The sequence below is a fragment of the Candidatus Zixiibacteriota bacterium genome (genome assembly GCA_022865345.1).
In the GTDB taxonomy this organism is placed as follows: Bacteria; Zixibacteria; MSB-5A5; order MSB-5A5; family RBG-16-43-9; genus RBG-16-43-9.
The window spans coordinates 1-14,889 of sequence record JALHSU010000171.1 but is presented as its reverse complement, the minus strand read 5'-3'; the positions used below and the strand labels follow the sequence as shown (position 1 = coordinate 14,889).

General features: G+C 42.8%; 9 protein-coding genes. All 9 read right to left on the bottom strand.

Translation table 11 applies throughout. The features are described from left to right. Positions 1-50 precede the first annotated feature (50 nt). A complete protein-coding gene (gene porU / locus MUP17_08385) occupies positions 51-4,076 on the bottom strand; it encodes a type IX secretion system sortase PorU (GenBank protein ID MCJ7458994.1) in 4,026 nt (1,341 codons plus the stop codon). A gap of 345 nt (positions 4,077-4,421) precedes the next feature. After that, entirely contained in the window at positions 4,422-5,513 is a 1,092-nt protein-coding gene (locus MUP17_08380) for a class II fructose-bisphosphate aldolase (GenBank protein ID MCJ7458993.1), read from the bottom strand. Between the two features lie 238 nt (positions 5,514-5,751). Further along, complete coding sequence (locus tag MUP17_08375) at positions 5,752-6,429, bottom strand: DUF554 domain-containing protein (protein MCJ7458992.1); 678 nt, start codon at positions 6,427-6,429, stop codon at positions 5,752-5,754. Positions 6,430-6,627: 198 nt separating this feature from the next. After that, positions 6,628-7,890, bottom strand: a complete 1,263-nt coding sequence (locus tag MUP17_08370; protein MCJ7458991.1) for an aconitase/3-isopropylmalate dehydratase large subunit family protein — start codon at positions 7,888-7,890, stop codon at positions 6,628-6,630. A gap of 280 nt (positions 7,891-8,170) precedes the next feature. Beyond that, on the bottom strand, positions 8,171-9,412 hold the full coding sequence (locus tag MUP17_08365; protein MCJ7458990.1) for a M48 family metallopeptidase: 1,242 nt from the start codon (positions 9,410-9,412) through the stop codon (positions 8,171-8,173). Positions 9,413-9,771: 359 nt separating this feature from the next. Next, on the bottom strand, positions 9,772-11,088 hold the full coding sequence (locus MUP17_08360) for a TrpB-like pyridoxal phosphate-dependent enzyme (protein MCJ7458989.1): 1,317 nt from the start codon (positions 11,086-11,088) through the stop codon (positions 9,772-9,774). A 198-nt stretch (positions 11,089-11,286) separates the two neighbouring features. Beyond that, complete coding sequence (locus MUP17_08355; protein MCJ7458988.1) at positions 11,287-13,134, bottom strand: tetratricopeptide repeat protein; 1,848 nt, start codon at positions 13,132-13,134, stop codon at positions 11,287-11,289. Between the two features lie 340 nt (positions 13,135-13,474). Further along, the gene (locus MUP17_08350) at positions 13,475-14,014 is read right to left on the bottom strand and encodes an HDIG domain-containing protein (GenBank protein MCJ7458987.1); all 540 of its coding nucleotides are present in this window, start codon (positions 14,012-14,014) and stop codon (positions 13,475-13,477) included. A gap of 182 nt (positions 14,015-14,196) precedes the next feature. Further along, positions 14,197-14,889: asparaginase (locus tag MUP17_08345; GenBank protein ID MCJ7458986.1), on the bottom strand; the 693-nt coding region annotated here is incomplete at its 5' end.

Sequence of the window (14,889 nt, the reverse complement as noted above, 5' to 3'; positions counted from 1 at the left end):
TCGATTTAAAATATATCATCTGACTCTGCGATTTCGCAAGAAAAAAGAGTTTAATTCATAACTACAGCTTTGCCAATAGCCTCAGCTTCCTTGTTTGCATCCTCTCCATTGACGTTAAATCTCGTCCTGGCTACTACCTTATAAATATAAACTCCATTGGCTACTTTATCCCCATCCTGATCTCTTCCATCCCAGACCACCCCGGAATTAAACCCGGCAGAACCAGCTCCGCTCATGGTTCTGATTAACCGGCCGGATAAAGTGAAGATTTTTATCTCTACCTTTTCAGCCGGTACTGAAAGCTCGTAGGTGAACTGGGTAAATCTGGAAAAAGGGTTGGGATAGTTCATCACCTGACTTATAGCTAACTCTTTGGTCAAGGCTATGACTTTGACCTGGAAACTTGCCAGGGTGGAATTATTGGCATTATCCCAGGCTTTAATTTTTAAGGTATGGTCCCCCTCTTTTAAGTTTACTTTCTGAGTGAGACTTCCCTGCGAATAACTGTTCAAATCATACTGGAAATTTAATGTCAAATCCTGAATGTTTTCCCAGTCATCATCTATCGAAAGTGTAATCCGGTGTCCTAATTCGCCGGTCAGATTAATTCCAGACGTATCTGAGACATAAACTATTAAATCGGGATCCGGCTGAACCGTATCTCCATCTATGAATTTTGGATTCTGCACAAAAGCTATCCTAACCTCCGGACCCAGGCTGTCTTTGACTGTGGTATCAGTTCCCGCCACCGCAATCGAATCCAGAGCACCTGACCCATCTATAGTGGAATCAGAATTGACCACGTAGGCGCTTATCCTGCCGTCCTTGCCGCCGTACTCCATATCCTTAGGCACGATGAAGCTCCCTTCAAATTTACCTCCATCGACCAAAGCGCTTCCTCTGAAAATCACATTGCCCGGCAGGCTGTAGGGAATTGTGCCTCCGCCTGGCATCGTATGAACCTTTTCTTTATTCGAATCAAAAGCTAAAAGGTATGCACTTCCCTTAAAATTCGTCTGCAAATTTCCACTCCTGTCTGTAACCTCTCCTTTAAAATTAATCCTGCTTAAAGCCTTAAGAGTATCCGGGCTCAGATCAGTCACCTTAACGTTCAGCCTGGGTGAGGCTAAGTGAGTAAAGGGATCACCTGTTATATTATAATAGCGATCATTAGGATCATAATAAAAGTAACTCCTTAATAGCTTGGCAATGTATAGTGCTTGGGCTACAGAGAAAGAATCTGATTTCAAAAGCAGGTCATAGACTTTGTAGCTCAAAGCAGCATTGGCAGAGGCATAGACCAGACCAGTGGCAGAGAGTACCGAAATTGCTCCTTTATCTTCTGCTCTTAAAAGATCCTCTGCCATCCCTTCGCCATTGGGACTGAAGAAAAGTCCGATACTGCAGGACGCCGCATAGACCAGCGGATATTTTTTCTTATTTTTCAGTTTGGGAATATCCTCTCGGCGCCTGAAAGCACGCTCATGCGCCCACAGGTCGGGATTTCCATGTCCCATATAATTAACTATTGCCGTTCCGTTATTAAAAGCGTTTATTACAGCATCCTCTGCTTCCGGCTTCCACCTGGAAGCATCAAAAGGGTATTCTACCAGATAAATTTTATTCAGGTTAAAACTTCTGGGAATATATTTGTCGGCAATTTCCTCAGTATACAGCGTGTGCTCGTTCTCGTTGTTAGTGGGCGGTGGACCGAATTCATCATCCGCTACCAGGGTTATCAGGTTTTTCCAAGTGCCATAATCCGGGCTGGCTTCGTATTCTCTGATCTTATTGACTATCACTTGTGCATCCTGCTGGGTCTTGACCGGCCATCTACCTATGAACATATCCACTCTCCCATTGGCGTCTTCATCCAGATGCCCTGAAGTGTCAAAATAAACAAAATTATCGTCGGAAACGGTGTTGTCCGGCGTAAAAGGAGGTATCCAGATGGGCGAATGGTTACGCAGAAGGTCTTTGAAATCGTAATTTCCGTCTCCTGCTAAAAGAACATATGCCGGAGCAGGAACCGGATAATTCTCGTAGGCATATTTCAGAAAATCCCTGATAGCTACCGGATCGAAAAGCCCCCAGGAGAACTCGTTATATATATCCTGAACTTTTACTAATTTTACTGTAATGCCGTTTAGACTTTCCCTTAAGTTCTTGTATTCCTGAAGCTGGTCGTAGAAATCTGAATGAGTAATAACCAGAAGATCGGCCTGATTGGAGACATCTCTCAGATTGGCAATCTGTTCTGAAGACAGAGAAATAGGAGTCTTGAATCTGGATTGATCCAGCAGATAAAATTGTTTCTTCTCGCCTGAAGCAAGCTGGTCTTGAAACTTTATGCTGTCTGCACTGCGTACAAAATTCTCAATCTTTTTCACTCCAAACCTGTCTTCTATTTCAAAAAGATAGGGAACTGTACCGTTAAAACCGGATACTTTATATTCTATTACACCAGATGTATCCGGATTTTCAAACCTGAGCTGATCATAAGAACAGAGAAGTTTTCTGGAATATTCTATCTCATAATAATCTAAATAAGTTTGATAGTTGAAGTTAAAGCGTAAGGTGTGTAACCCATCAGTCAGTTTTGTAGTAACATAGGTGCCTACCGAGATTGTCTCCAAACGAAAAGTGTCAAGATAGGCAGAAGAGGGAGAGCTTAAGAAATATTTTACCGTGATGATAGCAGTATCGCCTGGAAAGACGCTGGATAATGATGGATAAAAGGTAAAAGAAGTCCCTGTCTGCCAGTACCAGTGATAATAATTGTAAGGATCCCCTGAATATTCAGCCAGCATAAAATCATCTTCCATATGGATTCTATCTCTGGATTTCGATGAGACAACCGGGTTTGGCTCGGTCAGACTTCCGTTTACTATCTGCATCCTTTTGGCTGAATCAGGAAAGTTACCGGTAAAAGTCAACCAGTAAACATTATCTCTAGTGTAAGGGTTGAGATAGTATTTGTATTGCCTTGAGGTCGAATCATACTCCCAGTTATTAACTGACCAGCCGTAGAAAAGGATATAATCGTTCGGGTCGAATTTGTTATCCCCTCCATCTGAAACCAGGATGGCAAGCTCTCTTAATTCCGGCCGGGGAGACGAATTTGAATCGGGAAGAATTTTTCCTCCTCCGCTGAAAATCCTTATCTTCTGCGGGTCAATCGAGGAAAGGGTTATTCCTGCATTTGCCAGAAAATTCCCGTCTATCTTGTAGATACCGTTATCCCGAAGTGTTATCTTATACCAGGAATTTGAGTAACTGAACGGATTAACCTGTAAGACTTTCTTTAGACCGACCTCCCTTGTTTTCCTCCAGTTTTTAGCCCCCTCGTAATTCAGAATGGTTTCTTTGTAAACGTTCTCAAACAGGTCTCTTTCCATCGTTCCTTCAGTTTTTTCCCCTCCGGTGAAATCCACCTCTACGGTGATCTCGGAAAAATATTTAACCGCTTTTCTGGCAGGATTATATTGAACCGGGAAAAGCTTGAGCCTTAAGATTCTCTGGTTTCGAATGAAAGTTGGCGGGTCAAAACTGACCCGATTTTCCGGGAAAAATGCATCTGTGTTAGATAAATCTTTTCTCAGGCTTCTCGCCTTCTCCTGATTTATCTCATCCACTTTCTTTTCAAAGAAAGGCAAATTGAACTTCCCCTTATCCAGACTGTTCTCGTCTAAAACCCTGACATCAACCTGGCTGTTCTGGGGAATCCCGATCACCACTATCCTGGATGGCACCTGCGGATATCCATCATCTCTTGAAAGCGGACACTTATCGATACTCAAAAGATCAAAAAGGGTATCGCCGCTGGAGATTCTGGAGGTGCTCAGCTCAGGGACTTTGTATTTGAAAACTATCCCATTCTGGTCTGACCTTAAAATCTGAATATCACTGTATTCGCTTGAGGCATAAACACAAGTTGACAGAAACAAACCCAGAAGGATAGCAGGTATAATAAACCTTTTGGATAATGTCATGGGGTTCAAATTCAGATAAACAAAAAACCGAGAAGCTTTAATTCGCCTGAACGAATTATCAACCCGGGGAATGAAATGTGGCATAGTTAAAGGGTAGCTCCTTTTTGAAAACAGAAAACCATCTCTTAATACTGCCAAATACCCTTTAACTATCTTCTATAGGCAAACCCTTTCTTTTGTCAACATTATAATTAATAAACGAAAATTGTCAAGCCTTTTTTGGCATTTAACTTCAAAATGTTCAAATATTTACCAGCAATCAAGGAGTGCAAAACTTTAGTTTTGCCCATAAACGGTCGTCGAGATATTCTGAGCAGGTGAAAGACTTGCCAGGTCAGGGGACCTGGCAAGCACTTTAGAGATTTTCTGAGCCGACGACAGCATTGTAAAGTTATTCTGCTTTAGAACATTTATGGTAAAGCTAAAGCTTTACACTCCAAAAAGTTTATCCTTCAATTTAGAAGCCAGTTTTTCTGCTCTAAAGGCACGGATAAATTCACAGGCGGTTTGATAAGCATCCTGTTCAATAATTTTCTGATATTTTTCTGAGATGGAGTTAATATCTTTCACAAAAACCTTAGTGGCAAATTTAATATCCTTCTTATTGTCAGCAGCCCATTTTTTCATCTGCTCCATTAAATCCTTAGGGAGACCTTTATGAGCGATATTCTGCCATTCGGTTCCCACATTCCCCTTGCGAATGCCGCAATCGGCGAATTTCCCCACCAGATGCATAGGAGTCCCGGTTATCCCGTGCTGGGCAATACAGACTCCTTTATCTTTAATCAAGTCATAAATTTCCTTAGTCCTTTCCAGGTCGATAAAGATTTTCTCCCCTTCCAGATAGTTCCCATGCTTGGACCCATTATTTATAGCCAGGAGGTCCGGCTTAATCTTATTTTTCCATAGCCCGTTAATAAAAGCGGTTGCTTCTTCTACTGTAGTAATCACCGCCTCCTGTCCAGCAGATTTCACCTCACCCACTTCAACTTCCAACCCCAAGCCTAATTCGACTATGGGCTGAGCAAGTTGAGTGGTTATGAGGATATTGTCTTCTAACTCGTTAAAAGAGGAATCAATGGCAAATGATGTGTACCCTGCCTTAAGCTCAGCTTCTATCAGTTTTCTGGATGATTCTATCTCCTCTTTAGAGGCATTCTTAGTGGTTATATGATCACCATGAATAGAGAATGGCTTAGAAAAACCAGTTTTTTCAGCATAGTCTATTACTGTATCGAAGAACATCTCCGGGGTCATCCCGGTGTACCCTCCATCCGGATTACCTTCCGATTTAGCCAGCTCAAATATTACGATTGAATCAAGCTCCTCTGCAGCTCTCATAATTCCAGGGATCACATGCCTTATCCGGGTATTACAGGCCATAATGATGACCTTTTCATCCCGGATAGCCCTGAAAATATCATGCGAATTCAAAAGGCAGACCTTGCTTTTACTCCCTAATTTTTCTTTGATATAATCCGGTCTTAAATCCAGAAGCTTAATTTCAGTTGTTACTACCATGTTTCACCTCTCAGATATTGATTTATTCGTCTGATTTTAACATCGGAAAAAATCTATCTCATCTTAACAGACTGAGATATGATCGTTGGGCATAAAGCCCGACGCTACAGGCCCTGCCTAATACTGTAGAACAGACATTCTTGTCTGTTCCCCTGACAGTACACTCGTGGTCAGACAGGAATGTCTGACCTACCTCTCAGTAAATGGAGGTCTGAAGACCTCCGCTACATTCTAAAAGCTATTTAAAAATCAGTGCCAGAATAACCGCAAACACTAAAGACGGCAGAAAATTCCCGATTTTTATTCTTTTTATATCCAATAAATAAAACCCGATTCCCAAAATAATTAGTCCGCCTGTGGCAATAAGCTCATTCAATATACGAGGCTCAAGTAAAAATGTCAGCTGCCTGCCCAACAGGGTCAATGCTCCTTGAAAAATCAATACGGTCAAAGAAGAGAAAAATACCCCAACCCCTAAGCTGGAGGCAAAAGCAATCGAGGCAAAACCATCTAACATCGACTTGGCATAAAGAGTGTCCGCATTGCCGGAAACACCATCCTGAATTGATCCCACGATGGTCATCGGTCCTACGCAGAAGACTAAACTCGCAGTTACAAAACCCAGAACGAAAGTACTGGATTCGGATTTAACCTTAAGTTTTATCAAATCACCGATTTTCTCTATCCCGTCCTCGATTCTTAGGAGTTCGCCTACGATTCCACCTAAGACCAGACTTCCTATGACCAGCAAAATATTTTCAGTATTCAAAGCCATCCTAATTCCGATCAGAAGAGTACACAAACCTAGAGCCTGCATCACAATCGTCTTGATCTTTTCGGTAAACCTGCTGCCAACTGCCAGTCCTAATAGACTTCCAATTATCACTGTTGCTGTATTAACTAATGTTCCTTTCATATTTTTTTATTTTTCTTTTGTAGCGGAAGGCTTCAGCCTTCCATAGTTTGTCCGAAGCTAAGATCGTCGGGCGTAAAGCCCGACGCTACGTGCCTTGACTAATACGGTGGAACAGACATTCTTGTCTGTTCCCCTTGGTCAGACAGGAATGTCTGACCTACCTTCTCCGTAGATGGAGGTCTGAAGACCTCTGCTACACTAAGAGTACTTTCTTGGATCCGTGATCTTCCCTTCGACTGCTGATGCGGCAACAGTTGCCGGGCTGCAGAGATAGACCTCAGCTCCTTTTCCCAATTTACCCGGGAAATTCCGGTTAGAGGTGGAGAGCAAAACATCCCCTTTGCCCAGGACCCCATGATGCCCGGCTGTACAGAGACTGCATCCCGGATTGGCAATCATCGCTCCTAAATCCATGAAGATTTCATATAGACCAGATTTAAGCATCTGCCTGGCAACTTCTCTGGTCGCAGGGACTATGACTAATCTGACCTCTGGGTGAATCTTTCCAGCTTTCTTCAAAATCCTGGCTGCAACCTCAAAATCCTCAAATCTTCCATTGGTGCAAGAGCCTATGAATCCTTCATTGAACGGCCTGCCTTCAACCTCCTCCACTGACACAACATTGTCCGGAGAATGAGGACAAGCGATCTGCGGAGTCAAGTCATTCACATCGACTTCGACCTCTTCCAGGTATTTTGCATCCCTATCGCTTTTGACAACCTCAAACTTATCTTTTATCCTTTCTTTCAAAAAATTTAGAGCCTCACCTGAAGGCTCTATAAAACAGATTTTACCATTCACTTCTGTCACCATACTCCCTAAAGTCAATCTCCCTGCTAAGGAAAGCTTATCGACCGGTTTACCTGTGAATTCTAAAGATTTGTAATTAGGTCTATCCATCCCGACCGTCTTCACAAATTTTAAAGTCAAATCCTTGGCAGAAGCTGGCTCTTTGTATTTCCCTTTGAAGATAACCTTAATCGTCTCAGGTACTCTGAACCAGAGCTTTCCCGAATACCATGCTGCAACAATATCAGTTGTCCCGCCACCAGAGGAAAAAGAACCTACTGCACCTAAAAGGTTCATATGGCTGTCAGTTCCCACCACAACTGAGCCTGGTTTGATCATCCCTTGCTCCAATAGAACGTGCTGACCTATCCCCCAGTTCACATCAAAAAGGTTTTTAATCCCCTGCCTTTTAGCAAAATCCCGGCACATAGCCTGATTCTGGGCAACTTTCAAATCCTTAGCCGGTGCCTGATAATCAAAAGTCATAGCGATTTTGTCCGGGTCCTTAACCTTTCCCTTATTAGTAAACTCATCAAACTCCAGGACCACATTCGGACCACCAAAATCCCTCACCACTGCCAAATCCACCTCCGCCCAGACCCGCTCATTCGCATAAACATCTTTGCCTGAAGCTCTGGATAATATTTTTTCAATAATCGTTTTACCTGACATATTTTCTTCCTTCTTCTCCGTTCGTGCGGGAATTAGAATTCCTGCACGTGAGTTGTAGCGCGAGGCTTTCAGCCTCGCATTGCGACCCTAAAAGGGTCGCGCTACGAAAAATATTTAATCAGTTTTGTAGCGGAAGGCTTTAGCCTTCCACGTTTATCATATCTATGGAGGTCTGAAGACCTCCGCTACATTTCTTTTGCTCCGCCTGAGGCGGAGCTCTACGATTTAACGTTTTCCTTTTTTTCCCTTGAACTCTTAAACCCTTAAACCCTTGAACCTTTTATTTTATATACGTCTCCGCGAACTTTATTCTTTTAGAAGCCGGCGGATGGTCATACAGCAAAAACTCAATCACCGGTGAAGGGTTCGGGTCAGACAGGTTTTGATATGCCAGCTTATTCATAGCTGAGATAAAAGCATCAGGTTTACATGTCAATTCCAGAGCGTATTTATCAGTTTGATGCTCCAGATAGCGTGAATAGGTAGGCGAAACCGGCAAAGTTATCAGACTGAACACCACAAAAATCAGCATAAACAAGGGCAGGCTCGCAATGTCTGCAGGTCCTTCGATTTTCAGCCGAGCTTTATACTTGTTGATGATTTTCCCCATTGTTAAATGAATAATCAAAAATCCAATTGCAGAGACAAAAGACATCAGGGCAATTATTTTCCAGATATGGCGCAAAATATTATGTCCCATCTCATGGGCAATCACCACTTCGATCTCATCCGGGGTATATTCCTTGACCAGATTGTCACCCAGAACAATCCTCTTGGTATTTCCTATGCCGGTGAACATCGCATTCGCCTTTTTGGTCTGCTTGCTCATATCCATCTCATAAATCCCCTCGACTTTGACACCTGCTTTTTCTGACAAAGCGATTAATTTATCCCTTATCTCACCCTGAGGCAAAGGAGTATAAACATTGAAAAGGGGCATAATCAGAACCGGCGCCAAATTAATCAGTAGAACCGTGAAGAAGACGAAGACAACAGAAACGTAAATCCACCAGGTTCTGGGAGCTTTCTTCAGAGCTAAATACACCCCTTCAATCACAATTACTCCGATAATGAACATAACCAGAAGCCCCTTGAGTTGCTCTCCGAACCACTGAAAAAAGTTCTGATTGGAAAGCTGATATTTCTGCTCCAGATGAAAACCATAATACCCTGAGGGCAAACCAGCTATAAAGGCTAAGATAATGAAAACCAGTGCATAAAAGAAAACTACCCAGAACCGCTTCTTGGTTATCCTCTCGATCTGACGTCTGAAGAATGCAGAAAGTCCGAGGAACAGAAATAGAATCAAAGCTAAAATCGAATATCCCTGGTCAACGAAAAAAAAGATATTCTTAGCTTTCTGATATTTAATCGCCTGGTCTAACCTATCTTTTTTCTGTTGCTCATCCTGAATTTGAGATTGTGCTGTTGCCTCTCCTTTTTCCTGAGCAAAGGCTAATCCTTGACAGATATTTAGCAGGAGCAAACCGGTTAGTACTAGTAAAATTGTTTTCCTGACCATCTTTTCTCCCCTTAAAGTGTTACTTTAAAATTATCCTGTAATCCCCATAAATTTTCCAACCTTATTTCGCAAGGCTAAAGCCTTGCCCTACGTTTACTATAGCCCACACGGTAGAACAGACATTCTTGTCTGTTCTCTTTGGTCAGACAGGAATGTCTGACCTACCTAACGTGACCATCGGGTCCCCTGACCCGACGAAAATCTCAGCGACCCTATCCTACGGATCCGTAATAGGAAAAGGGTCGCACTACGAAAAGATTTTATTTTTTTTGTAGCGGAAGGCTTCAGCCTTCCACGTTTATCATATCATTGGAGGTCTGAAGACCTCCGCTACATTTTTTCTTCTGATCTTTTGACCTTTATTTTAATCCTAAAACCTCTCGGTATCCCGGAATATCCATAAACCCGTGCCCGCTTATGTTGAAGGCGATGACTTTTTCTTCACCGGTTTGTTTGCACTGTAAAGCTTCATCGATGGCGCAGGCAACGCTGTAAGCTGATTCCGGTGCTGGTAAAAATCCTTCTGCCTGGATGAATGTCCTTGCATGGGCAAATACCTGTTTTTCATCCTGTGGATAAGCAACGGTATCAATATACCCTTTACTTCGGAGCAAACTTATGATGGGTGAACAGCCGTGGTATCTTAAGCCATCTCCCTTAATCGGAGGCAAACTGGTCTGATGGCCCAGGGTATACATTTTCAAAAGCGGAGTCAGTTCTCCGTGGTCTGCAAAATCGTATTTATATTCTCCCTGCAGATTGGGCGCTGCCTGGCTTTGCGCTGCGATGAATTTTATCTTTTTGCCCTTGGTCAGTACATCTCCCATAAAGGGTAAAGCGAACCCTCCGAAATTGCTTCCACCACCTAAACAAGAAATAACCAGATCCGGGTACTCGCCGATTTTTTCAAACTGAGCCTGGGTCTCCAGACCGATTATGGTCTGGTGCATCAGCACGTGATTCAGAACCGAGCCTAAACAGTAAATAGCATTTTTATCTTTCTTGGCATCTTCTATCCCCTCAGAAATAGCAATCCCTAAAGAGCCGGGATGGTTATGGTCCTTCTCGTATAATTTCCTTCCCACCTCAGTCAGGTTGCTGGGAGAAGCATATACCTCCGCTCCAAAGAGCTGCATAAATCCACGACGGTCATTTTTCCAGTCATGCACGGCTCTCACCCAATAAACTGTGCATTTCAAATTAGCTAAGCTGGCAGCGTAAGCTAAGGCAGTTCCCCACTGACCTGCTCCGGTCTCGGTAGCCAGCCTTGCAAAACCCTGCTCCCTGGCGTAAAATGCCTGTGCCAATGCAGTGTTGACTTTATGGCTTCCTGTGGGAGAGTAAAACTCGCTCTTATAATACATCTTTGCAGGTGTTCCTAACCTTTTTTCCAAGTTCAATGCCCTGAACAAAGGCCTGGGCCTGCCAGCCTGTTGATAGATGCTTAAAAGCTCATCCGGTATATCGATCCATCTCTCGGTGGAGAACTCCTGCTTAAGACATTCGGCTAAGAGTATCTCCGGAAGCGCTTTCAAGCGGGATTCACCAGTCTCGGGATCCTTGGGCGGTGGCAGAGGCTCTGGTAGATCCGGCAGAATATTATACCATCTTTTCGGCAATTCATCTGTGGTGAGCGTTATCTGTCTTCTTTTCATCTTTCTGTTCACCGAACTCATTTTTCCTCCCGCTGAATTAGGTTATAGGTGATAGGTGGTAGGTAATAGGTCAAACTTTATTGTTAATAATTTCATTTTCCAGTTTTTCCTTTTTTTCTCAGTATGAACTATTAGCTATTAGCTTGTAGCCTGTAGCTATTAGCCCTCCCATCTCCCCATCTTAGTTTTGCATTTTTGCTACCGGCTCCCTGCTACAAGCTACTTGCTTTTTTCTAACAGTCTTCTCGCCCTTTCCAGATTCTGTCTGGTTCCGGGCAAATCAGGAGAATATAATAAACTTTTCTCCCACATTTCAATAGCTTTTTTCAATTCCCCTAAATTAGCGTAGACATATCCTGCGCCGAAATATGCCTCACCATATTCGGGATTTAAGTTTAAAGCTATCTGGTATTCTTGCAGAGCTTTTAGATATTCTCCTCTTCTGGCATAGATATCCCCCAGATAGCGATAGGCAAATACCTCGGTTGAATCAACCTGCAGAGCTTTTTTCAATAGACTTTCTGCCTCAGGATAATTCCCCTGCATATACCGGATAACCCCTAAACCGGTGAAACCCCTGGGCTGCTCTTCTGAGATCTGAATTGATTTTGTGAACTCTTCTTCTGCTTTTTGAAAAGAGTTTTCCTTTAAATAGGCATTCCCGAGAATATAGTGAAACTGGGCTTCATACACTGGAGCCATCTGACTGGTCAGGTCGATGTTTCCAAGAATAATAAAGAGGATGCTGACGAATATAAAAGTAATCTTTTTCTTGATTTCTTTCTGCTCGAATATTTTCAAAATAGCAAAAGCAGAAAAAATCAGTAGAAAAGGGATTACCGGAATACGAAATCTGGTATTAACAAAGAAAAGAATGACTGAGAGCATGTAGGTTAGGATAAATCCAAGAACCAGGGAGAGCTTTTTCCATTCTTTAAGGGCTAATAAAATCCCCAGCCAGGCTAAAGGTAAGAGTATCCCTCCAGGAAAAGAAATAAATCTTTTCCACAGTAAAGGTCTTAAGAGATTTCTCGGATCAGACCAGAAGAAATAGATATTGGGATTTTCGGAGATTTCATATCCACCCAGGTAGAGAGCTATTTTTTTCAAATAGAGCTTTAAGGCAACAAAAGGTTCCTTTAAAATAAAATCAAATCCCTGTTTAAACCAGAAATCAGAAGTCTGTGATAATTTGAGTTCTTTGCCCGACAACTTTTCTGCCAGGGTTATGCCGTCGTAGTATATGCCGTACCAGGTAGTCCTGATCCCGGGCGCAACGGCCTTATAACCGGATGCCTGGGAATTATTCCCTAAATAGAAGTTTATCCCTCCCTGCCAGGAGATCAAAACTGAATCTTTACCTGCAAAATAGTTGACCAGGGTTATTGGCAAGATAACCAGGAAAACGCCTATCGCGAAGAAGAGGATGAAAGTGAATATTTTTTTCGGACTTATTTCTTTTCGGAAATAAAAAATTAGCCCTAAAGGAACTAAAACGGCAAATAGCAAAATATTGGGACGAGTGATTGCAGAAAGCCCCAAGAAAACTCCGCTAAGAAGCAATTTGAAAGACGATGGTTTCTTCTGATTGATCAGCAGGAGATAGATTAAAAGAAGGTCCAGAAAGATTATGAAGAAAGTGTCCAGAAACTCCAGGTCAAAGTAAATTAAAGGAGCATAGAGGCAGGCGAAAATGGCTGAGAGCAAGGCTACTTGTGAATTAAAAATCCTGCGGCTTGTAAAGTAGATTAAAACACAGCTAAAAGAGCCAAATAACATCTGAACGATTCTCAGAACATAAAGGTCTTCCCCAAAGACCTTTATAAGAAAAGATAAAAAGAAAGGATAAAGAGGTGCTCTGAAAAAAGGAGCTTTAGCCCAGAGCTTTCCTGAGACTATCTCTTTTGCCCAATCTAAATTGAAAAGGGCATCAGCAAAAGGGAAATCGAAAAGAGGAAGCCTTCTTATGCCCAGGAGGTAGATGAATCTTATCCCGAAAGCTAAAATAAAAATAAGGAGAGGTAAATAATTCTCCTTTTTTTCAAACTTCTCTTTAATCCAGCTCATAAATCCAGTTCGTCCCGCATAAAGCGGGACGCTACATCCGCTCATAACAAATTGGAAAAGGCACACTGTTCTAACTGACTTTAGTCAGGCATTCTTTCTCACTCTCCTTATAAAGGAGAGTGATAGGGTGAGGTCACGCCACTAAAGTGGCTGTGAACCTGAAAATGGAGGTCTGAAGACCTCCGCCCTACGGGTCGTACTGCCTTTATCGACTACATTTATCATACTACCCTCCGGGTGGCCGTCGGGTCCCCTGACCCGACGGAAGCCCTAAGCTACCCTGTCCTATCCTACGGGGGCTTGCTCCGGATCCGCAATAGAAAAAGGGTCGCATTACGAACTATGTCTTTCCGCCCAGGACTTCAAAATTTATGAAGTCCGCATGATGGATTATTATAGCTTCTATGGAGCGAAAACCCTGGTCCCCTTCATGCGAATGGGCAGCAATTAAATGCAGGACTTCATCCGGAACTCCGCATTTATAGGCTAACGCGGCGCCTGAAAAGGGATGTCTCAGAAATTTTCCTTTAATGCTCTTTGTTATCTTTCCCTTGACTTTGGCATATTCCAGCAATTTCCCCACATCGTGCAGAACCCCACCTGCAATCAAAACATCCTTGTCGATCTTGACTGAATTCCCATAAGCTCTTGAAACCACTTCAGCCACCCTCAGAGCGGTATTTGTAACTGCACGAGTGTGTTCTACCAAATTCACTCTGGAATCAGAAATTAACAGGGTGAAAGGTATTTTCTTCAAATCCTCCATATCCCAGCCACCCAACCTTATCCCCTCTTCCCAGGTAAAGATAACTTTTTCCCTCAGCTCCAGGTTCTTAATCTTTCTGATCTCCGGCAGGATTTTTAAGATTTCTTTTTTCATAAAGGTTTTTGTGTTAAAGTTTTTATTTTTAAATGTGTCGTCGGGTCCCCTGACCCGACGAAAATCTGGGAGCCTTGCCAGGTCGGGGGACCTGGCAAGCACTAGAGTTTTATTTTTATTTTCCTTTTTCCGTCTTCCTTTTTCCTTTTTTCTTTTATTAGCTATTCGGCATCTGTCATTGGTCATAGTTTTCTAAGTCTGAATTCTGCTCTAACAAATCCCACCTCATCTCCCCTGAAATTCTTGATGATCGGATAGGAGAATTTGTTCATCCTTCCGATTTGTTTTCTACTCAATAATCCCGTCTGGCTCAAGGTTTCGATTACTGCTGGACCAATTGCCCTTTGACCCCCATCAGCGATTTTGACCGCCATCCCCAATCCTTTACTTAAAATCCCGGAACAGGACAAAGCTTCCCCTCCTGCCTTTGCTAATATATTATTCTTCGAGGCCATTGCCAGGCTCAAATCCAGTCTGCCTTCACCTGAAACCATCTCCGGGTATTTTTTCATAGAATCAACTATGAGCTTATTCGATTCCGCAGTATTGTAGTCCTTGGAGCTGTAATTTACAAGATTGGAAAACCCAAGTGCCATATGGTAAAGAGGCATCGCATGAACCGGAACCCCGCAACCATCTATTCCAATGCCGATCTTTTTCTCCGGGTACTGGCATATCTCGGAAATCGCTTTTAAAATCATCTTCTGGACGGGATGGTTCTTGTCACGATAATTCTTGATGTCCCATCCGAAGTAGACACACAGACCCAACATCCCGGCATGCTTCCCAGAGCAATTGTGATTGACCTGGGTGAACTTTTTGCCGGGCGGAGGAATAATATTATTGGCAGTATAGTAATGCGGGATATGCACCCC

What these genes read in the sequence shown, in the direction of transcription:
- porU (MCJ7458994.1), bottom strand. Translation starts at nt 4,076, where the DNA reads ATGCCACATTTCATTCCCCGGGTTGATAATTCGTTCAGGCGAATTAAA.
- MUP17_08380 (MCJ7458993.1), bottom strand. Translation starts at nt 5,513, where the DNA reads ATGGTAGTAACAACTGAAATTAAGCTTCTGGATTTAAGACCGGATTAT.
- MUP17_08375 (MCJ7458992.1), bottom strand. Translation starts at nt 6,429, where the DNA reads ATGAAAGGAACATTAGTTAATACAGCAACAGTGATAATTGGAAGTCTA.
- MUP17_08370 (MCJ7458991.1), bottom strand. Translation starts at nt 7,890, where the DNA reads ATGTCAGGTAAAACGATTATTGAAAAAATATTATCCAGAGCTTCAGGC.
- MUP17_08365 (MCJ7458990.1), bottom strand. Translation starts at nt 9,412, where the DNA reads ATGGTCAGGAAAACAATTTTACTAGTACTAACCGGTTTGCTCCTGCTA.
- MUP17_08360 (MCJ7458989.1), bottom strand. Translation starts at nt 11,088, where the DNA reads ATGAGTTCGGTGAACAGAAAGATGAAAAGAAGACAGATAACGCTCACC.
- MUP17_08355 (MCJ7458988.1), bottom strand. Translation starts at nt 13,134, where the DNA reads ATGAGCTGGATTAAAGAGAAGTTTGAAAAAAAGGAGAATTATTTACCT.
- MUP17_08350 (MCJ7458987.1), bottom strand. Translation starts at nt 14,014, where the DNA reads ATGAAAAAAGAAATCTTAAAAATCCTGCCGGAGATCAGAAAGATTAAG.